General features: G+C 40.1%; 20 protein-coding genes. 12 read left to right on the top strand and 8 right to left on the bottom strand.

From position 1 onward, the window contains the following. The first annotated feature begins 171 nt into the window (after nucleotides 1-171). The 6 genes from ribA (at nucleotide 172) to csrA (ending at nucleotide 6,610) form a co-directional block, all read left to right on the top strand. The gene (gene ribA, locus MTN96_RS31830; protein ID WP_131690535.1) at nucleotides 172-795 is read left to right on the top strand and encodes a GTP cyclohydrolase II; all 624 of its coding nucleotides are present in this window, start codon (nucleotides 172-174) and stop codon (nucleotides 793-795) included. A gap of 448 nt (nucleotides 796-1,243) precedes the next feature. Continuing rightward, complete coding sequence (locus tag MTN96_RS31825; protein ID WP_069439197.1) at nucleotides 1,244-2,032, top strand: BPSS1780 family membrane protein; 789 nt, start codon at nucleotides 1,244-1,246, stop codon at nucleotides 2,030-2,032. Continuing rightward, nucleotides 2,032-2,484: a regulatory protein RecX gene (locus tag MTN96_RS31820; protein ID WP_069439196.1), complete on the top strand. Its 453-nt coding sequence runs from the start codon at nucleotides 2,032-2,034 to the stop codon at nucleotides 2,482-2,484. Before MTN96_RS31825 ends, MTN96_RS31820 begins: the two co-directional genes overlap by 1 nt. 19 nt (nucleotides 2,485-2,503) lie before the next feature. After that, a complete protein-coding gene (gene alaS, locus MTN96_RS31815; protein WP_069439195.1) occupies nucleotides 2,504-5,104 on the top strand; it encodes an alanine--tRNA ligase in 2,601 nt (866 codons plus the stop codon). 6 nt (nucleotides 5,105-5,110) lie between these two features. After that, the gene (locus tag MTN96_RS31810; protein ID WP_069439194.1) at nucleotides 5,111-6,328 is read left to right on the top strand and encodes an aspartate kinase; all 1,218 of its coding nucleotides are present in this window, start codon (nucleotides 5,111-5,113) and stop codon (nucleotides 6,326-6,328) included. A gap of 90 nt (nucleotides 6,329-6,418) precedes the next feature. Beyond that, complete coding sequence (csrA, locus tag MTN96_RS31805; protein ID WP_004587515.1) at nucleotides 6,419-6,610, top strand: carbon storage regulator CsrA; 192 nt, start codon at nucleotides 6,419-6,421, stop codon at nucleotides 6,608-6,610. A 55-nt stretch (nucleotides 6,611-6,665) separates the two neighbouring features. On the opposite strand, the gene MTN96_RS31800 is transcribed toward csrA, so the two are convergent. The 3 genes from MTN96_RS31800 to MTN96_RS31790 form a co-directional block, all read right to left on the bottom strand. Further along, nucleotides 6,666-7,133 carry a YcxB family protein gene (locus MTN96_RS31800; protein WP_008115132.1) on the bottom strand — a complete coding sequence of 156 codons (468 nt, stop codon included), beginning with the start codon at nucleotides 7,131-7,133 and terminating at the stop codon, nucleotides 6,666-6,668. Between the two features lie 170 nt (nucleotides 7,134-7,303). Further along, complete coding sequence (locus MTN96_RS31795; RefSeq protein ID WP_013464127.1) at nucleotides 7,304-7,495, bottom strand: hypothetical protein; 192 nt, start codon at nucleotides 7,493-7,495, stop codon at nucleotides 7,304-7,306. Between the two features lie 46 nt (nucleotides 7,496-7,541). After that, entirely contained in the window at nucleotides 7,542-7,715 is a 174-nt protein-coding gene (locus MTN96_RS31790; RefSeq protein WP_036980098.1) for a DUF1328 family protein, read from the bottom strand. A 522-nt stretch (nucleotides 7,716-8,237) separates the two neighbouring features. On the opposite strand from MTN96_RS31790, the gene MTN96_RS31785 reads away from it, so the two are divergent. From MTN96_RS31785 to MTN96_RS31765, 5 genes are all read left to right on the top strand, one after another. After that, complete coding sequence (locus MTN96_RS31785) at nucleotides 8,238-8,483, top strand: OadG family protein (RefSeq protein WP_013464128.1); 246 nt, start codon at nucleotides 8,238-8,240, stop codon at nucleotides 8,481-8,483. A 12-nt stretch (nucleotides 8,484-8,495) separates the two neighbouring features. Continuing rightward, entirely contained in the window at nucleotides 8,496-10,277 is a 1,782-nt protein-coding gene (gene oadA, locus MTN96_RS31780) for a sodium-extruding oxaloacetate decarboxylase subunit alpha (RefSeq protein WP_016900617.1), read from the top strand. Nucleotides 10,278-10,291: 14 nt separating this feature from the next. Further along, nucleotides 10,292-11,422 carry a sodium ion-translocating decarboxylase subunit beta gene (locus MTN96_RS31775; protein ID WP_013464130.1) on the top strand — a complete coding sequence of 377 codons (1,131 nt, stop codon included), beginning with the start codon at nucleotides 10,292-10,294 and terminating at the stop codon, nucleotides 11,420-11,422. 136 nt (nucleotides 11,423-11,558) lie between these two features. After that, the gene (locus tag MTN96_RS31770) at nucleotides 11,559-12,530 is read left to right on the top strand and encodes an aldo/keto reductase family oxidoreductase (protein WP_248534110.1); all 972 of its coding nucleotides are present in this window, start codon (nucleotides 11,559-11,561) and stop codon (nucleotides 12,528-12,530) included. Between the two features lie 56 nt (nucleotides 12,531-12,586). Beyond that, nucleotides 12,587-12,763 carry a hypothetical protein gene (locus MTN96_RS31765; protein WP_171034712.1) on the top strand — a complete coding sequence of 59 codons (177 nt, stop codon included), beginning with the start codon at nucleotides 12,587-12,589 and terminating at the stop codon, nucleotides 12,761-12,763. 81 nt (nucleotides 12,764-12,844) lie between these two features. On the opposite strand, the gene MTN96_RS31760 is transcribed toward MTN96_RS31765, so the two are convergent. After that, nucleotides 12,845-14,158: a peptidoglycan DD-metalloendopeptidase family protein gene (locus MTN96_RS31760; protein WP_036980092.1), complete on the bottom strand. Its 1,314-nt coding sequence runs from the start codon at nucleotides 14,156-14,158 to the stop codon at nucleotides 12,845-12,847. A gap of 490 nt (nucleotides 14,159-14,648) precedes the next feature. On the opposite strand from MTN96_RS31760, the gene tyrS reads away from it, so the two are divergent. Then, nucleotides 14,649-15,848, top strand: coding sequence for a tyrosine--tRNA ligase (gene tyrS, locus MTN96_RS31755; RefSeq protein ID WP_076922082.1), 1,200 nt, complete (start codon nucleotides 14,649-14,651; stop codon nucleotides 15,846-15,848). A 41-nt stretch (nucleotides 15,849-15,889) separates the two neighbouring features. Here the strand turns inward: tyrS and MTN96_RS31750 are convergent, their stop codons facing one another. The 4 genes from MTN96_RS31750 to folE2 all read right to left on the bottom strand — a co-directional run bounded on the left by MTN96_RS31750 (nucleotide 15,890) and on the right by folE2 (nucleotide 19,289). After that, the gene (locus MTN96_RS31750) at nucleotides 15,890-16,852 is read right to left on the bottom strand and encodes a cobalamin biosynthesis protein (RefSeq protein WP_248534108.1); all 963 of its coding nucleotides are present in this window, start codon (nucleotides 16,850-16,852) and stop codon (nucleotides 15,890-15,892) included. After that, on the bottom strand, nucleotides 16,853-17,560 hold the full coding sequence (gene mtnN, locus MTN96_RS31745; protein WP_016900621.1) for a 5'-methylthioadenosine/S-adenosylhomocysteine nucleosidase: 708 nt from the start codon (nucleotides 17,558-17,560) through the stop codon (nucleotides 16,853-16,855). Nucleotides 17,561-17,669: 109 nt separating this feature from the next. Further along, the gene (locus tag MTN96_RS31740) at nucleotides 17,670-18,266 is read right to left on the bottom strand and encodes a DUF2726 domain-containing protein (RefSeq protein WP_138627197.1); all 597 of its coding nucleotides are present in this window, start codon (nucleotides 18,264-18,266) and stop codon (nucleotides 17,670-17,672) included. A gap of 102 nt (nucleotides 18,267-18,368) precedes the next feature. Continuing rightward, complete coding sequence (gene folE2 / locus MTN96_RS31735; RefSeq protein ID WP_036980085.1) at nucleotides 18,369-19,289, bottom strand: GTP cyclohydrolase FolE2; 921 nt, start codon at nucleotides 19,287-19,289, stop codon at nucleotides 18,369-18,371. Nucleotides 19,290-19,344: the final 55 nt, after the last annotated feature.

Genomic DNA, 19,344 nt, shown 5'->3' with positions numbered 1-19,344 from the left:
AGGTAAATCAAGGTAAACGCTCGCTAGTAATATATTTGCGGTTAAAGATTGAAAATAGTCGCTACCGTCGCCATATATTTGCCATAAACAGTCTTGTACTACGGTGTATTTAACCTATTTTGTGATATTATCACTTTATCGTGTCGTAGTTTTTTAATATTTGGATTGGTCGTGGCGCAAGTAAGAGCAAGAGTCCAGCTTAATGTTGGCAAAAATAGTGATATTCCTGCAGAAATTATTTCCTTTAGTGGCTTAAAAGATGGCCAAGAGCATGTTGCGTTAGTGTTTAATAACGCCGATACCGAGCAAGGTGTTCCGCTTATTCGTATGCATTCTGAATGCTTAACCGGTGATGTGTTTCACTCGTCACGTTGTGATTGCGGTGAGCAGTTAAATGAGTGTATTGAAATGATGCACGAACAAGGCGGTATTTTACTTTATTTACGCCAAGAAGGGCGTGGTATTGGTTTATATAATAAAATTGATGCGTATGTACTGCAGTCACAAGGTATGAACACTTACGAGGCCAACAATCATTTGGGCTTTGCTGATGATTTACGTGATTTTTCAGATGCTGTATTAATGCTCAATGCGCTTAATTTAAAGCATGTAAAATTAATGACTAACAATCCTAAAAAGCTTAACGCATTAAAAGATGCTGGCATAGAGGTGGACTCTGTTGTGGGCACTCATGCACACATTAAAGCTGGGCTTTCAGGTAACAAGGCGTATTTAGAGACTAAAATTAAGCATGGCTCTCATATGCTAGATATTAAGAAAATTAAAAAACCTTAGGGTCTGTTGACCTTTCAAGGTTAAATTTGCAGTAGTCTGTTTGGTATTTAGGCAAGGCAGAGCCTATGTGGTGTGGTTATTCCCCATAAATAGGCGATAACGCAGCATCAATGCCAAACAGGCGTTGCCCGAAGGGTTCTGCCTAGGGGCGATTTACTCTTTGTTGCCAACATGGATGTAGGTAAGGGGCGTGAGCAGGACGCGGAAGCTTTGCTCGGTTTTTACTTATTCTTACATGGATGTAAGCCAGTAGAATAACGCAGGAGCAGTTATCGAGCCCACTAGGTTACAAACCTCGCGCCGCGATTAAACCGCCCCTAGTTTGAACAAATTTTAATCCGTAAAGGGCAACAGACCCTAATATTAACGGCATTTATCGCCGCCACCTCTGTAATACCAACCAACGCCGAGTTATACTCGGCGTGTTTTGTTTTAATTAAGAGCAAGTATGTCTACACAATTACGAATTTTTAAAGCGGATGCGGCATTAAAATGGTTTAAAGCGGGTTGGCTAATTTTCAAAACTCAGCCATTAACCTTTATCTTTATGCACTTGTTTATTGGCATTGTTGGCTTGTTGTCTTTATTTTTGCCGGTATTACAAATAGCTGCAGCATTGGCTACACCATTTTTAACCGCTGGTTTTTATCAAGCCGTGCTTACCAAGCAGCAAGGCGGAAAAATTATGTTAGCCGACATTTTGAAGCCCTTTTCAGCAAAAGGAAATCGCTTAGGCTTATTTCGCTTAGCGCTTTATCAAATGGGTGCCGGTATTTTAATTGCGCTGCTCGCCAATGGTTTATTTGCCGATGCGATGGCGGTTATGACGCAGCCTGACTTAGATCCTAATACAGCAATTAGCCAAATGCTTAAGAGTATTTCGTTTGCCAATGTGGCACTGTTTTTAATTGCGCTCTCAATTTACTTTACTTCGTTTGCCTATGCGGTACCGCTGGTTTACTTTAATAAAGAACAACGTATTTTAAATGCCTTAAAAAGTTCGTTTATGGTGTTTTATTATAATATTTTACCACTGAGTGTTTATGGTATTATTTGCGCATTATTAATAGTGGTGTCGATGTTCTTATCGCTACTACCGCTGTTGATTTTAATGCCAATTTGCTACATTAGTTTCTTTGTTTCTTATCAGGCTATTTTTATGCCCGTTGTGCCACCAAGTGATGACAGTAACATTAAGCCTTTAAGTAGCGAGCAAAGCGGGCGCTTTGACGCTTAATGGATGATACGTTAAAACAAAAGTTAAAAAACTATGTGCTTTGGTTACTAGGAAGGCAAGAGTATTCGCGCCGAGAGTTAACCCAAAAGTTACAGCAAAGAGAAGCAACCGACGAGTTCATAGAAAACCTGCTTGATTGGTGTGAAAAGCACAATTTTATTAACGAGCAGCGTTACTGTGAAGGGTTTGTAAGAAAACACATATTTAAATGCCATGGCTTAAAGCGAATTCAAAGTGAGGCCATGAGTAAAGGGATTAATAGAGCACTGCTTGAAACAGTGATTGAAGAGCTGGAAATAGATTGGTTTGAGCTCGCGCAGGAAGCGTACAACAAAAAATATTCAACGACACCGGCAAACCTCGAGTACAAAGAAAAAGCTAAGCGCGTGCGCTACTTAATGTATCGAGGATTTAGCTATGATCAAATAAATTTTGCAATGCAAGCACAGTAAATACAGGTGAGACTTTCACATGCAGCACATGACTACCGCACAAATTAGGCAACAGTTTTTAGACTTTTTTGCCAGCAAGCAACACCAAGTTGTTCCTTCTAGTTCGCTCATACCGGGTAACGATGCCACGTTGTTATTTAATAATGCCGGTATGGTGCAATTTAAAGATGTATTTTTAGGCGCTGAAAGCCGCCCTTACACACGCGCAACTAGTTCGCAGCGTTGTGTGCGCGCTGGTGGTAAACATAACGATTTAGAAAACGTAGGTTACACAGCACGTCATCATACCTTTTTTGAAATGCTAGGTAATTTCAGCTTTGGTGATTACTTTAAGCAAGATGCAATTAAATTTGCGTGGGAGTTTTTAACTGAGGTTGTAAAACTACCAAAAGAAAAGCTGTTAGTAACTATTTATCATGATGACGAAGAAGCCTTTGGCTACTGGGCTAACGATATAGGCTTACCTGAAGATCGTATTATTCGTATTGCAACGAGCGATAACTTTTGGTCTATGGGTGATACCGGTCCTTGTGGTCCATGTTCTGAAATATTTTATGATCATGGCGAGCATATTTGGGGCGGTCCTCCTGGCACACCTGAAGAAGATGGTGACCGTTTCATTGAAATTTGGAACTTAGTATTTATGCAATACAACCGTCAAAGCGACGGAACTATGCTGCCACTTCCTAAGCAATCTGTTGATACTGGTATGGGCCTTGAGCGTATTTCAGCTATTTTACAAGGTGTGCATTCAAACTACGAAATCGACTTATTCCAAGGCTTAATTGCGGCCGCTGCAAGCGTTACTAATGCACAAGATATGGATGATAAATCGCTTCGCGTGGTAGCCGATCATATTCGTTCGTGTGCGTTTTTAATTTCAGATGGGGTTATGCCATCAAATGAAGGCCGTGGTTATGTATTGCGTCGTATTATTCGTCGTGCAGTACGTCACGGCAATAAGTTAGGTGCTAAAGGCGCGTTTTTCTATAAATTGGTTGCTGCACTTATTGAGCAAATGGGTCAAGCGTACCCAGAACTTGCTAAGCAACAAGAAATTATTGAAAAAGTACTGCGTATTGAAGAAGAGCAGTTTGGTAAAACGCTTGAGCGTGGTTTAGCTATTTTAGAAGAAAGCTTGAGTGATTTAACCGGGGATGTGATCCCAGGTGACTTAGTATTTAAACTTTACGATACCTATGGTTTCCCTGCCGATTTAACAGCCGATGTAGCGCGTGAGCGCCAAATGACCATTGACCATCAAGGTTTTGAAGCATGTATGGCAGTGCAACGTAAAACAGCACAGCAAGCAGGCAAATTTGGTGCAGATTATAATGAGCAATTAAAATCAGATAAGCACACTGATTTTAAAGGCTATGATAGTAATCATTACCGTGGCACTGTGGTAGAAATTTTTGCCGGTGGCGAATCGGTATCGTTATTAGAAGATGGTCAGCAAGGTATTATTGTTTTAGACCGTACTCCGTTTTACGCTGAATCAGGCGGCCAAATTGGTGATAGCGGAACAATTACTGTTGCCGGTGGTGAGTTTAATGTAACGAATACCACTAAATTGGGTAATGCTTTTGCTCATCATGGAACAGTTCAAGGACGTATTGGCGTTAACGATAAAGTGGATGCGACCATTGACGATGCGCGTCGTGAAAGCATTAAGAAAAACCACACCGCTACACATATTTTGCATGAAGCACTGCGTCAGCTTTTAGGTGAGCACGTATCGCAAAAAGGCTCACTTGTGCAGCCAGATCGTCTGCGCTTTGACTTCTCTCATTTTGAAGCTGTGACCAAACAAGAACTGCGCGAAATTGAACGTGTAGTAAATGACCAAATTCGTCGTAACTTTGCACTTAATACTGAGCTAATGGCAATTGATGATGCTAAAGCAAAAGGTGCTATGGCATTGTTTGGCGAAAAGTACGATGACGAAGTACGTGTAGTAACCATAGGTGATTACTCAATTGAGCTTTGTGGTGGTACACACGTAGAGCGTGCGGGTGATATTGGTTTATTCAAAATTGTATCTGAAAGCGGTATTGCTGCCGGTGTTCGTCGTATTGAAGCGGTAACAGGTGCAGAGGCAATTGCTTATGTAAGCGAGCAAGAGCAACAATTAGCTGATGTTGCAGCGCTTGTAAAAGGTGACAATACGTCAGTGCTTGAAAAAGTAACTGCCTTGCTTGAAAAGTCGAAAGGGCTTGAAAAACAAGTTGCCCAGCTTAACGATAAACTAGCCAGTGCGGCAGGTGCATCGTTACTTGATTCAGTGGTTGAAATTAACGGGGTTAAATTGTTAGTGGCCAACGTTGAGGGCACAGAATCAAAAGCGCTTCGCGGTATGGTTGACGACCTTAAAAATAAAATTGGCTCAGGTGTTATTGCCTTAGGTGTTGCCAGCGGCGACAAAGTAAGCCTAATTGCGGGTGTAACTAAAGACTTAACTGGCAAAGTAAAAGCGGGTGAGTTAGTTAATCACATGGCAGGCCAAGTCGGTGGTAAAGGCGGCGGTCGTCCAGATATGGCGCAAGCGGGTGGTTCTGAGCCACAAAATTTAACAGCAGCACTTGATAGCGTAACAGCTTGGTTAACTGAGCGTACTTAAGCTTAAGTGGCACTTATAGTTCAAAAATTTGGCGGCACTTCGGTAGGCTCAATAGAGCGTATTGAAGCGGTCGCCGACCTTGTTGTTAAAACTAAGCAACAAGGCCACCAAGTGGTTGTGGTGCTTTCGGCAATGTCGGGAGAAACCAATCGCTTAATTAATCTTGCCAAACAAATCGACTCTCGCCCGAGTAGTCGTGAACTCGATGTATTACTGAGTACCGGTGAACAAGTCTCTATAGCTTTATTAGCGATGGCGATTATTAAACGCGGTCATTCTGCGGTAAGCTTGTTAGCCGATCAGGTGAATATATTAACCGATAACATGTTCGGTAAAGCGCGGGTGGAAGACGTTGCAGCAACGCGTTTAAAACATGAGCTTGAACACAACCGCATTGCTATTATTGCCGGCTTTCAGGGGCGCGATATTGAGGGTAATGTGACGACACTTGGGCGTGGTGGTACCGATACCTCTGCGGTTGAAATAGCGGGTGCAATAAAAGCCGATGAGTGTCAGATCTATACCGATGTTGATGGCGTATATACTACAGACCCGCGTGTGGAACCTAATGCACGACGTTTAAGTCATGTCACCTTTGCCGAAATGCTTGAGCTGGCAAGTTTAGGCGCTAAAGTGTTACATATTCGCTCTGTAGAATCTGCTGGTAAACACAATGTTCCTCTGCGGGTGTTATCTAGCTTTAAACCCGATGAAGGCACGTTAATTAGTTTTGAGGAGTGCGACGTGACAAGCAATGTCGTATCGGGTATTGCATTTAATCGAGATGAGTGCTTAATTAAGGTGCATGGAATGCCGCAAGGCACCAAACATCTTGCAAAAGTTTTGAAACTTTTTGCTGATAATGGCATCGAAATAGATATGATTAATCAAATTAATCATAAAGTTGAAAAAGTCGACTATGTTTTTACTGTGCATTTAAATGATTACTTAAACGCACTTGATTTGTTAACGGCTGAGCAACAGCAATTTGATGCACAGGCAATTGACGGATTGACCAATGTGGCGAAAGTGTCAGCGGTGGGTATGGGGATGAAATCTCATTCCGGGGTAGCGAGCTTATTTTTTGATTCGTTAGCACAAGAAAACATTGATGTGATGTTTGTTGCCACCTCAGAGATCAAAATTTCAGTTTTAATAGATGAAAAATACCTCGAGCTGGCTGTTCGTGCATTACATAAGACATTTTTAACAGAAAATGAATAGATTGAGGGTTTTTACTTACTTTTTAGTCTAATTTTAATTAAACTGTTTGTTCGGAATCTTATAATTTTATTGGAACATGGGAGCAAGAGAATGCTAATACTAACTCGTAGAGTAGGCGAGACCCTGATGATTGGTGACGAAGTAACCGTTACTGTTCTGGGTGTTAAAGGAAATCAAGTTCGTATCGGTGTTAACGCACCTAAAGACGTATCAGTTCATCGTGAAGAAATTTACATGCGCATACAAGCTGAAAAGTCTAACCCTAATCCGGGCAATGCTTAATCAACATAGTATAAAATGTGCTAGTTAATATAACTATGACATTTGTAAAAGCCACTCACTGAGTGGCTTTTTTGTTTATAAAATCAATCGTTTCTTCGTCGAGTATTGCCTTAGAAATGTATTGCATACCGCTTTTACTTTTTAACAATAGTCCACAATCTGTAGTAATAATTTCGTTAATGTCGTGCCAAGCTAACTGGTAATTTTTGTAATGATTGGTTGATTTTATTCCGTCTTCGTCGAAGGTGAGAGTGACTTCAGAACCAGACGCTCTGCTTAGCATTTGCCTGGTAACCCACCATGGGCGGCGATAGTAAAAGGCGATGCATTCGAGTAGGGCTAGCATCAGCAAAAATGTACCTAGGTAATGATCTCCTAAACCATAAATACCAAATAATCCCAATACAACAAGCAGTGCTAATAAAAAATATTTAGGTTGCGCGCGTTTACTATAAGGCAGCGATTGGTCGAAGCATTCATAAAAGTAAGGTTTATCGAGTTTATAGGTTGTCGTAAATACCATGCATCTATACTTAAAAGCTATTTTTTATCATTTTAGCAAGCTATGTGGTAAATGCGCAGCTTAAAAGAATTAATAGTTCAGAGTTTATAATTAATGGGTAGCAACTTGGCAACTAATACTAAACACAAAAAAAAGCGACCAAATGGTCGCTTTTTAAAAAGGGGGCTGAATTAGCAATTTGTTTCTTCAGCGTTGACTCCTTCTTTTACTTCTTCACAGGCATCTTCTACTTTATTTTGAACATCTGTCACGGCTTCGTCGATGCGTTCACCGGCTTCTTCTGCATGATTGTCTTCACAACCCATAATAAATGCACTTGCGAATAGGCCAATAGCTGCTGCTTTAAGTGTTGATGATTTCATAATGTAATTCCTTGTATATAAATTTAAAAAGTTCGTTGTTTCTTATCTACTTGGGGCTTTTACCACGTAAAGCGCCAGAGACAAGTGAAATAACCAGTAAAACTATAAAGATAAAAAATATGATCTTAGCAATTCCTGCTGCGGCTCCTGCAATACCACCAAATCCTAAAACGGCTGCGATTAGTGCGATCACCAAAAATGTAATTGTCCAGCGTAACATTGTCATCTCCTTGATTTATCTAAGTGTTAAAGTGTTGTTTTAATATAAGCGAGTAATATGCCAGTATTTTATTTTGTTTTAAATCAATGGTTTAACTTATCGTTTTGAGTTTAGCTTTATATAAGGTTGGTAATTTTTACGGTTTTATCTGTAACTTATTCACAGTGGTGTCTGATGAGATAATAAATAGTTTTTACAGTCGTTATTTTGGTAAGACCAATTAGCATTTGCTTTGGCAGTTTTTAGTGGATTAGCTCATTTGGTATATTTTTATGTGTTTTTACAGAATATTAGGGTTTTTATATATTCTTTATTTATAACGAACATTTTTACCATCTATATATATAGGTTAAATAAGCTATTTTAGGTGGTGTTAACCTTATTGGTGATATGTTACTTTTAGATTAATTGGTTTTACCAATTTACAATGTGTAGACAAAAGAGTAGTTTTTGTTACTATTGGTGAATATTTATTTAAATAAACTGACTTTTTATGTATTCAGTTTTGAACAGGGGAGAATTATGGATATAGGGGCTTTGCTTACAACTGCAGGCAATTTAATGCTAACCGGTATGGTGGGTGTGTTTGTATTTCTTTCTTTATTGATTGGTGCAGTGACAGTTATGTCTAAGCTGGCTAGCAAATTTTCTCAGCCAGAACTTGAAGTATCACAGAGAACACCATCTTTTAAATCTCAAGGTGTGCCAAATGAGCACATCGCTGCAATTAGTGCTGCCATTGCTCAGTACAAAACAAATAATAATTAGAGGAGCATACCAATGGCTAAATTAAAAATAACAGAACTCGTACTTCGAGACGCCCATCAGTCGCTTTTAGCTACCCGCATGCGATTAGACGACATGTTACCTATTGCAAAAAAAATTGATGACGCAGGTTATTGGTCTATAGAGTCTTGGGGTGGGGCTACCTTTGACTCATGTATTCGTTATTTAGGCGAAGATCCTTGGGAGCGTATTCGCGCGCTTAAAAAGGCGATGCCAAATACACCCCAGCAAATGTTACTTCGCGGTCAAAACTTATTGGGGTATCGCCATTATGCTGATGACGTTGTTGAAAAGTTTGTTGAGCGCGCACACAAAAATGGCGTAGACGTATTTCGCATTTTTGATGCCATGAATGATGTACGTAACTTAGAAACTGCTATAAAAGCGGCGGTTAAGGTAGGCGCGCATGCCCAAGGTACGATTTCTTACACGGTAAGCCCAGTACACACATTGGATATGTGGCTAACACTTGCTAAGCAGCTTGAAGAATTAGGTTGTCATTCAATTTGTATTAAAGATATGGCGGGATTGCTTAAGCCTTACGATGCAGAAAAACTGATTAAAGGCTTAAAAGAAACGGTTTCAATTCCTATTGCCATGCAATGTCATGCAACAACGGGTTTAAGTACAGCAACGTATCAAAAAGCGATTGATGCCGGTATTGATATGCTCGATACGGCTGTATCGTCTATGAGTATGACTTATGGTCATTCAGCAACTGAAACAATTGCTGCAATCGTGGAAGGTACTGAGCGTGATACTGGGCTTGATTTAAACCACCTTGAAGAAATTGCAGCTTACTTTAGAGACGTACGTAAAAAGTACGCTGCGTTTGAAGGCAGTTTAAAAGGTGTTGATGGCCGAATTTTATTAGCCCAAGTGCCAGGTGGTATGTTAACTAACATGGAAAATCAGCTTAAAGAGCAAGGCGCTGCTGATAAGCTAAACGAAGTATTACTTGAAATTCCACGGGTGCGTGAGGATTTGGGCTTTATTCCATTAGTTACACCGACCTCGCAAATTGTTGGTACTCAGGCAGTACTTAATGTGCTTACTGGCGAGCGCTATAAAACCATCACCAAAGAAACCGCTGGCGTATTAAAAGGTGAGTATGGTTCAACACCTGCTCCTATGAATAAAGAGCTACAAGAGCGTGTACTTGATGGCAGCGAAGCAATTACCTGTCGCCCTGCAGATGTGATCAAACCTGAACTTGAAACGCTTGAGGCTGAATTAAGTAAACTTGCGCAAGAGCAAGGCTTAACGCTTGCTGATGAGCAAATTGATGATGTGCTCACGTATGCCTTATTCCCACAAATTGGTTTGAAGTTTATTAAAAACCGTAATAACCCTGACGCATTTGAACCTGTTCCCAGCGCTGATGATAGCTCAAATAAAGCACCTGAAAAATCAGCGGCAAACAATAAAGGCGTTAAGGCTGAGCAATACAGCGTTAAAGTAGATGGCAAAGTATACGATGTCGTGGTTGCTCAAGGCGGTGAGCTTAAAGAGGTGACGCTAAAAGACTCTGAGCATATTCCGCAGTCGGCATCAGTTGCTTCAGGTGAAACTCTTAATGCGCCACTTGCCGGTAATATCTTTAAAATTAAAGTAAAGCCAGGTCAGGTAGTAAATGAAGGCGATGTGGTGATTATTATGGAAGCCATGAAAATGGAAACCGAAGTACGCGCCATGCATACCGGTACAATTGCAGACGTGCTTGTCTCTGAAGGTGATTCAGTGTCAACCGGCGATGCAATGATTGCATTAGCTTAAGGAGTAATTAGAGGATGGATGGTATTTTAAACCTCTGGCATGCCACAGGCATTGCTAACTTTACATTTCCTGGGCTGATCATGATTGCCGTTGGTTGTTTGTTATTATTTTTAGCTATAGTTAAAAACTTTGAGCCGCTACTATTACTGCCCATTGGTTTTGGTGCTATTTTAACTAATATTCCTGTGGCAGGTTTATCTGACCCTGGTGGCTTACTTTATTATGTTTACTATGTAGGTATTGATACCGGAATTTTTCCGTTATTAATATTTATGGGAGTGGGCGCGCTCACTGACTTTAGTGCGTTAATTGCAAACCCGCGTATGTTGTTATTAGGTGCTGCGGCGCAGTTTGGTATTTTTGCTACATTATTTGGGGCTATTTTACTTAACTTTATCCCAGGGTTTGAGTTTAGTTTACAAGATGCGTCAGCAATTGCCATTATTGGTGGCGCTGATGGGCCAACCGCTATCTTTTTAGCGTCAAAACTGGCGCCTGATTTATTAGGTGCTATAGCCGTGGCTGCGTACTCATACATGGCGTTGGTTCCTATTATTCAGCCGCCTATCATGCGTGCGTTTACAACGCCTGAAGAGCGTAAAATTCAAATGCCAGAACTGCGTAAAGTATCAAAAAAGGAAAAAATTATTTTTCCGCTGATGGTACTTACTTTAACTGCGCTCTTTTTACCAGCCGCCATTCCACTGGTTGGTATGTTTTGTTTAGGTAACTTAATGCGTGAGTCGGGTGTGGTCGATAGGCTAAGTAACAGTGCTCAAAACGAAATTATTAATATAACCACCATATTTCTAGGACTAGCGGTAGGCTCTAAGCTTGCTGCCGAGCAGTTCTTAACAGTGGAAACCATTGGTATTTTAGTACTGGGCGCAATGGCGTTTGCTATTGGTACGGCCTCAGGTGTATTTATGGCAAAAGGCTTAAATAAAATATCAAAAACCCCAATTAATCCATTAATTGGTGCAGCGGGTGTATCGGCTGTTCCTATGGCGGCTCGTGTAGTTAATAAAGTCGGTCTTGAAAATAACCCGCACAACTTTTTACTGATGCATGCCATGGGGCCTAATGTAGCTGGCGTACTGGGAAGTGCTGTTGCTGCAGGTATTTTATTAGCACTTGTTGGCTAGTAATATTTAATCCAACCATTAGCGCAGTTTACTGCGCTTTTTTTTGCTTAAAATTTAATGTTTTAGATTAAGCGGTTTCTTGTATAGGGTTTTTTGTTTAAAGTAATCACTCTTCATTTTTTTAAAGGGCTGTCAAATGTTACACACACCGCTGGCAAAATATTTACCCAAGGTTAGTAAGCTTGTATTTGGTTGTATGGGTTTAGGAGGTGCTTGGAATAAAGACGCCATCAACAGTGGGCACTTAAAGCAAGCCCATTCATGCATAGACGCAGCATTGGAAAGCGGGATTAACTTTTTTGATCACGCTGATATTTATACTTTAGGCAAAGCTGAGCAGGTTTTTGGTAATGCGTTGGCTGAGCGCCCTGAGCTTAGAGAACAAATGTATATTCAGTCTAAGTGTGGTATTCGCTTTGCTGATGAGAAAAACCCGCAGCGTTATGATTTTTCTGCTGATTGGATTGAGCGTTCTGTTGAGGGCTCACTTAAACGATTAAATACCGACTACTTAGATGTGCTTATGTTGCATCGCCCTGATCCATTAATGGAGGTGGAGGAAGTTGCGCAAATATTTAGCTGTTTAAAAGAAAGTGGCAAAGTGCGTCATTTTGCAGTTTCTAATATGTCTCAACATCAAATAAGGTTTTTGCAGCGCGCTTTAGATATGCCAATTGTGGCAAATCAAATAGAGGCCAGTTTACAAAAACATCAGTGGGTTGATGAGGGCATTTATGTGGGTAATGCCGATGGCAAAGATATTAACTTTACCCCAGGGTGTGTTGAGTATTGTCGTGAGCATGACATTCAAATTCAGAGTTGGGGCAGTTTGTGCCAAGGTTTATACTCAGGCGGTGACCTGTCAAAAGCGTCACAAGCGGATGTAAACACGAGTATTTTAGTTAGTAAGCTTGCCGTTTTATATGGCACAAGTGCAGAAGCTATTGTATTGGCATGGCTACTTCGCCATCCTGCATCGATTCAGCCAATTATAGGCACAACTAATGTAGATCGTATTAAGGCATCGAGTGATGCAATTAATGTTAATTTAAGTCGAGAGCATTGGTATGAGTTATATATTAGCGCGAAAGGCTGCGCTTTGCCGTGAGTTAATACCCGTTTCAATATTATTTGAACGAATTGGTATAATACAAAGGTGTTGATATGAATATATTTGTCATTTTAATTAGCTTAGTGATTGCTTTGGTGATCATTATTCCTTTGCTAGAAAAGTACCAAAGTAGAATGGGGCTAGAGGGTGCTACCAAATACAGCAAGTATATTTGGCCATTAGTCATGATATCTTTGGTTGTGCAGCTAATTTACGTACTTGTAAATTAAGTTTGAAACTTAAATATCACACACAAAAAAGCCTTTGCGGGTAACCCCAGCAAAGGCTTTTTTATTTAATCAGTGAAGTGGTTATCTAAGTGCTAGTTGTAGCTCACGACTGCGCTCTAGTTGTGCGATAAAGTTATCAGCAATAGGCTTAAATTTAGCAAGCTCTGAACGAGGTAATGGTTCAGACTTAGGTAGTTTTACGGTTTTAGGGTTACGGTGAACGCCGTTAACCAAAAACTCATAATGTAAATGCGCACCGGTTACACGACCAGTTGAGCCAACAGTACCTATTTTTTCTCCCTGTTTTACCTTTTGCCCTGTTCTGACTAGGCGCTTGTTAAGGTGTAAGTACTTAGTAACATATTGAGTACCATGGCTAATAAATACGTAATTACCATTATATTTGCTATAGCCTGCTTTAATTACTTTACCATTACCCGATGATACAACTGGTGTACCGGTACGTGCAGCGTAATCAATGCCGCGATGTGCTTTCACTTGTCCTGTAACAGGGTGTAGGCGGCGAGGGTTAAAGCTTGAACTAATATATTTGAAATTAACAGGCGCACGCAAAAAGGCTTTTTTCATACTACGGCCTTCAGGGGTGTAAAAGTTACCGTCTGTGTGACGAATAGCGGTGTAACGCTCACCTTGGTTTATAAATTCAGCGGCAATTATTTTACCGGTGCCAATAAACTCACCGTCAACAAAATGAGACTCATAAATTAAGCCAAATTCGTCACCCTTGCGAATGTCGTTTGCAAAATCGACGTCCCAACCAAATATATCGGCAAAGTTCATGATTTGGCGTTCACTTAAACCTGCTGCAATTGCAGAGGTCCAAAAGCTACTTGAAATTTCCCCACCGGCTGTTTTGCTCAGTGTTTCTATTTCTTTGCTGTCAATTGAGGTGTCGTATTGGCCTTCGTCATTAAGTGTGACGAATAGCGTATCCGTTTTAGAAATAACGTAGCGTAATTGAGCTAATGAACCGTCTTCGGCGGTAGCAAAGCTTAACGTTTCACCTGGGTGAATTTTAGTTAGCTTACGTGTTTCAGCGTTGGTGTTTACAAGTTTATGCAGCGTTTGTGCAGAAAAACCAGCGCGCTTAAAAATAATCGCTAAATTGTCACCATTTTTAACTTGGTGATCGACAAAATCATATTCTGGAAGTTTTTGTGCTGCCTGCTCTGAATTTAGGTCAGTGAGTTTTTCGTTCTCACCTACTTTAATTTGTAATTCATAGCGCTTACCAATTTCTAGTGTGTTTTCACTATTGTCTTTGGATGCAGTGGCTTTTTCAGAAGGAAGAAAGGCTAAGGCAACAATAGCAGAAACCAAACCTAGAATAAGCATTTTGTGTTTTTTGGGGAGCGTGTTAACCACGTGAACCATAACGTGCCTTTTTCTGCTGTCAAGATAATAAATAGGTTATATTGCAGGATATAACGAATAATCTGTGAATACTAGTATTTTGTAGATTTAAACTCGAGTTAAATTAGGCTAAAATCGTAGGGTATTCAGGCTGTTTGTGTTTAAAGTTGAACTGTTACACTATTTTATATTCTTGGATACTTTGCTTTTTCATCATAATATTAAATTAGCTTATAAAACGGTTTAATTACGAGAAGTGATTAATTTGTAAACTGTTTTTAGTTTGTGATAAACACTTTTGGCGTATTATTAATCGCTCGTTTATATCCCCTTTTAGAACGTACACCCTGCATTTTAGTTGGTGCTGCGATTAGTTAAAAAAGTTGTTCTAATTAGGTGGAAATTTGTTATGTTAGCTAAATAGTTTTATTTGCTTTGTGATAACGCGCTAGCAATAAACCGTGAGCATATTACACCCCTTCGTTGTCAGAATTTTTTGGAGTAACACACAGTGGATTTACAAACCGCTCTAGCAGAGATAAAACGCGGTGCAGAAGAGATATTAATTGAAGATGAGTTGGTTGAAAAATTAAAGTCGGGGAAAAAGCTAAAAATTAAAGCTGGTTTTGATCCTACGGCTCCAGATTTACACCTAGGTCACACTGTACTCATTAATAAAATGAAAACCTTTCAAGATTTAGGTCATGAGGTTATTTTTTTAATTGGTGATTTTACCGGTATGATTGGTGATCCAACGGGCAAAAATGTGACCCGTAAACCACTTACACGTGATGACGTGCTTGCCAACGCCGAAACCTATAAAGAACAGGTTTTCAAAATTTTAGACCCAGCTAAAACAACTGTTGCTTTTAACTCTACATGGATGGAGAAATTAGGCGCTGCGGGGATGATAAAATTGGCAGCGCGCCAAACTGTGGCGCGTATGCTTGAGCGTGATGACTTTAAAAAGCGTTATGCTGGCGGTCAATCTATCGCAATCCATGAGTTTTTATATCCACTAGTACAGGGTTGGGATTCAGTTGCACTTGAGTCAGATGTTGAGCTAGGCGGCACCGATCAGCGTTTTAACCTATTAATGGGTCGTGAGCTGCAAAAAGATGAAGGTCAAAAACCTCAAACCGTACTAATGATGCCTTTACTTGAAGGGACTGATGGCGTTCAGAAAATGTCAAAGTCACTAGGAAACTACATAGGTATTACTGATACGCCTAGCGACATGTTTGGTAAAATCATGTCAATTAGTGATGTACTAATGTGGCGTTACTACGATTTGCTAAGTAGCCTTTCTATTGAGCAAATTGCAGCGCAAAAACAGCGTGTAGAGCAAGGCACTAACCCGCGCGATATTAAGATTGAATTAGCGAAAGAGTTAATTGCACGTTTCCATAGCGAAGCCGATGCGCAAGCTGCTAATGATGACTTTATTCAGCGCTTTCAGAAAAAAGCACTACCTGATGAAATTCCAGAGCTGACAGTTATCATTGATGAAGACACTATTCTAATTGCTAACTTGCTAAAAGAAGCTGGCTTAGTGGCGAGTACTTCAGAGGCCATGCGTATGATCAAACAAGGCGCAGTAAAGCTTAACGGCGAAGACAAAATTACCGATACCAAATTGGAAATTGCAAAAGGCACAACGGCTATTTATCAAGTAGGTAAACGCAAATTTGCAAATATCACCGTAGCTTAAAACTTCGGACATTATAAAAAAACCAGCTACGGCTGGTTTTTTTATGCGAACTTAAAAACGAGAACAGCCTTAATAACTTCAACGCTAATAATAATCAGAAGCCAAAAAAAGCGAGTTTGGTTAAGTGTATTGAGTAGTTGTGGTACGTCATCGGCGTTGGGAAGACGCTCTACACCGACACGCATTTTATTAAAACGCTGTGTATTATAAATAGCAGGCCCACCAAGTTGTACCCCCAAAGATGCAGAACATACACTAAGTAACCAGCCTGTATTGGTTTGATAGAAGTGTCGGCCATAATGCTTAATATAATGCATGCTTTTTTTACTGGTCTTTAGTGAGGCAATTGTCAGCGCGAGTAAACGTATGGGAATGTACTCAACAATAAAAAGAATCAGTTTAAGCGGCATCAAAAAAGAGCTATTAGGGGCTATATCACTTCGCCACGCCTGTTGAATTAAAGTGATTAAACGATAGGCTAAAGCGGCGACGGGGCCCAATACTAAAAATATGAAAATTACCACAAAGTAATGACGCGCCGTTCTAAGTATGACACTTTCCATAATGGCTTTAATGATCCCGGGGCTTGAAAGTGCAATAACTTCACGAGCTACTAGTGGCTTTAATAATTCGCGTGCTGTCGATTTTTGATTTTTTTTGACTAGCCTAGCTATGCGTATCGCTTTTTTATTCAGGCTACTGTTTTCTAGACATAAATATAAAATAAGACCTGATAACAGCTCGGGGTAAAAGGCAAACTGAAGCAGTAAAACTACAATAATAAGCACAGTACTAAGTATAAGCGTACTTGCCATTGAGGCTGCTAAGTAATGATATTGCTTGGTGTCTGTTTTTTTATAAATACGCTGGCTTATAGCGCTAAAAATAGCAGAGAGTATGTGGTTAGGGTGATACCAACTTACTAAAGGTAAAAAGCGCTCAGCAAGGAGCGCACAAATAAATACAATAAAGTCCAAATGATTTTGAACAATATTATTGAGCATTTACAGCGTAACCGCCGTTAATTTCTCAAGTAAAGCTACGACCATTTTTGATGAATTTATAGAGGCTGTTTCTAAGTATTCTTCAAATGATTGCGGCGACTCTTTGCCTGCAATATCAGACATTGAGCGAATTACAACAAATGGTGTATTTAGTGCAAAACACGTTTGTGCAATTGATGCACCTTCCATCTCTACTGCTAGCATTGTAGGGAAGTCACTGCGTGCTTTTTCAATACGAACAGGGTCGCACATAAACGAGTCGCCGGTGCAAATTAAACCGACAAGGGTTTTTACTTCACTAATTTGTGCAATTGTTTGCTCGGCTGCTTCTACAAGTTTAGGGTGAGCAGTAAAACCTGCTGGCATTTGTGGTACTTGGCCAATTTCGTAACCAAACGCTGTTACATCAACATCGTGATGACGTACTTCAGATGAAATTACTACATCGCCAACGTTTAGTGATGGGTCGAATCCACCGGCAGAGCCAGTGTTAATAACACAATCTGGATTGAAGTTATCGATAAGTAATGTGGTTGCGATTGTCGAAGCGACTTTACCAATACCTGATTGCACTAAAGTGACGGTATTGCCTGCAAGCTCGCCTGTGTAAAAAGTAAAACCAGCCTTGGTTAAAACTTGTGGATTTTGCATCGCCTCGCGCAAAATTTTAACTTCTGGCTCCATTGCGCCAATAATACCAACATTCATAGTGTTAAATTCCTGAGTTTGAATACGGTGATTATACTGCAAAAAATAACGTGGGGTAAAACAAACAAAAATGCGAGCTTAAAAAGCCCGCACTTTATAAACTTATTGATTATATTTCAGCAAGGGCTGTTGATTGTGCCTTTGCTTGAGAAGGAGACAATACCGCAGGTTTATGAACTCTAACACGCGTGGGTCGTGAAGATTTAGATGCCGCTGGCTTACCTAATTTAAACATAATTGCATCGCGTACTTCGCTTGGGCGGTAGCCTGCCTTCACTTTCATACGAATATGTGGAATACCTGCGGCTTCCAATGCGCCATTAACAAACCAGTCGCGCTGTGCTTTGTGGCCATCTTTATTGGCGTTATTAACTAAGTCAACCGCAGCCACTATGGTCATTTTTTCTTTATCTACTAAAACAAAGTCGAGCTGCTTATTTTTTGCTTTAGCCATTGCCGCACGTTTAGATTTAACAGATAGGCCTTGTTTACAGTCAATCACATCGATTAGTTTAACGCGACTAACAATTTTATATTGATCGCCAACGGCGCGCTCTAATAAATTCAGAAACGCCCCTTCTACTTGGGTAAATACACTTTGCTTACGAGTAAAAGGATAAGGGTTTCCGCCGTCATCATTAAATTTTGACGCAACGACAGATGCCCCAACAACTAGCACTAATATTAATAATAAAGCGAATTCCATACGGTAACTCCATAACAACAAATTGACACTGCTTGTCTAAAGCAATTTATGTGCCCAAATAGTTGTTATGGTTGTTTTATTAACGAATGGGGATGAGCACTATTATGCTTTATAGCCGCCTTCAATACCTTTTACGGCAATCGCAACTGCATCATGAGCATGTAAAGACTCATAATGGTTAATTTGCAGGAAGTAATCGGTAAACTCTTTTGACTCTAGCGTCGTTTTAATTTTTCGTGCTGCGTCTTCACAAAACATTAAATTTTGACCGTTTAAGCGAGCAAACTCTTGTTCGTCTTCACGTTTTACCGCAGCTTGTACTGGTGTCTTTAGCTCATCTTCTAGTAAGTTTATTAAGTTAACCACATCAAACTGTTTAATGTTATTTGCTAATTTAACTTTAACATTAGCAATTGAACGCTGTGAATGCGGGGTTGCTACAATGCCTTGAGTTGTTCCAAGCCACTCTAAAACTTCTGATTGAGTGAGTGTTTCTTGAGAAAAATTTTCGCTGAATGCGTTTTGAATTAATTGGCGAGCCAATGCTGCAGAGCAGGGGCAAGTTGATGAATAAGTCACATCAACGCTGAGCTCAAAACTAATAACGCCTTGATTTATAGTGCTGGTAAGTACAATGGGATAGCTTTTCCAACCTGCTTTACCACTAAGTAATGACTTACGACGTAGCGGCAATTCAAATTTAAATTCAATGTGTGCTTTATCACTTAAGCCTTCATGACTGGTGATAAAGGTATCTAAGGCTTGTGCTAAGGTTTCTGGATTGACCTGTTGCTCAGTTGAGAGGTGATCCAACGCTAAAAATAGTCGCGACATATGAATGCCTTTAGCATCTTCTTTGTGTAAATTAACAAAGGCGCGTGCTTTTGCATTAACGGTAACTGGAGCTAAATCAAGAGATTCAAAAATAAAAGGCAGCTCTATATCGCCCATACCTACCCAGTCTAATTTACCTGTTTGTAATGCGGCAGCCGTGTTAGCAATATCTGGCATAGTTTTTTGCATGATACGTTACTCGTTATTTGCAATATTTAAAACGCCGCATTTTACACTAAATAAA

It is taken from the genome of Pseudoalteromonas sp. 2CM28B (assembly GCF_023161935.1).
The sequence above is the reverse complement of the archived record's forward strand: the minus strand, read 5'-3'. Positions and strand labels throughout refer to the sequence as shown.

Bases quoted from the DNA above. Each gene is read 5' to 3' on its own strand.
- MTN96_RS31800 (WP_008115132.1), bottom strand. From the start codon at position 7,133: ATGGTATTTACGACAACCTATAAACTCGATAAACCTTACTTTTATGAA.
- oadA (WP_016900617.1), top strand. From the start codon at position 8,496: ATGGCTAAATTAAAAATAACAGAACTCGTACTTCGAGACGCCCATCAG.
- alaS (WP_069439195.1), top strand. From the start codon at position 2,504: ATGCAGCACATGACTACCGCACAAATTAGGCAACAGTTTTTAGACTTT.
- folE2 (WP_036980085.1), bottom strand. From the start codon at position 19,289: ATGCAAAAAACTATGCCAGATATTGCTAACACGGCTGCCGCATTACAA.
- MTN96_RS31820 (WP_069439196.1), top strand. From the start codon at position 2,032: ATGGATGATACGTTAAAACAAAAGTTAAAAAACTATGTGCTTTGGTTA.
- csrA (WP_004587515.1), top strand. From the start codon at position 6,419: ATGCTAATACTAACTCGTAGAGTAGGCGAGACCCTGATGATTGGTGAC.
- MTN96_RS31765 (WP_171034712.1), top strand. From the start codon at position 12,587: ATGAATATATTTGTCATTTTAATTAGCTTAGTGATTGCTTTGGTGATC.
- mtnN (WP_016900621.1), bottom strand. From the start codon at position 17,560: ATGAATGTTGGTATTATTGGCGCAATGGAGCCAGAAGTTAAAATTTTG.
- MTN96_RS31825 (WP_069439197.1), top strand. From the start codon at position 1,244: ATGTCTACACAATTACGAATTTTTAAAGCGGATGCGGCATTAAAATGG.
- MTN96_RS31795 (WP_013464127.1), bottom strand. From the start codon at position 7,495: ATGAAATCATCAACACTTAAAGCAGCAGCTATTGGCCTATTCGCAAGT.
- MTN96_RS31740 (WP_138627197.1), bottom strand. From the start codon at position 18,266: ATGGAATTCGCTTTATTATTAATATTAGTGCTAGTTGTTGGGGCATCT.
- MTN96_RS31785 (WP_013464128.1), top strand. From the start codon at position 8,238: ATGGATATAGGGGCTTTGCTTACAACTGCAGGCAATTTAATGCTAACC.
- MTN96_RS31760 (WP_036980092.1), bottom strand. From the start codon at position 14,158: ATGGTTCACGTGGTTAACACGCTCCCCAAAAAACACAAAATGCTTATT.
- MTN96_RS31790 (WP_036980098.1), bottom strand. From the start codon at position 7,715: ATGTTACGCTGGACAATTACATTTTTGGTGATCGCACTAATCGCAGCC.
- MTN96_RS31750 (WP_248534108.1), bottom strand. From the start codon at position 16,852: ATGCTCAATAATATTGTTCAAAATCATTTGGACTTTATTGTATTTATT.
- MTN96_RS31775 (WP_013464130.1), top strand. From the start codon at position 10,292: ATGGATGGTATTTTAAACCTCTGGCATGCCACAGGCATTGCTAACTTT.
- MTN96_RS31770 (WP_248534110.1), top strand. From the start codon at position 11,559: ATGTTACACACACCGCTGGCAAAATATTTACCCAAGGTTAGTAAGCTT.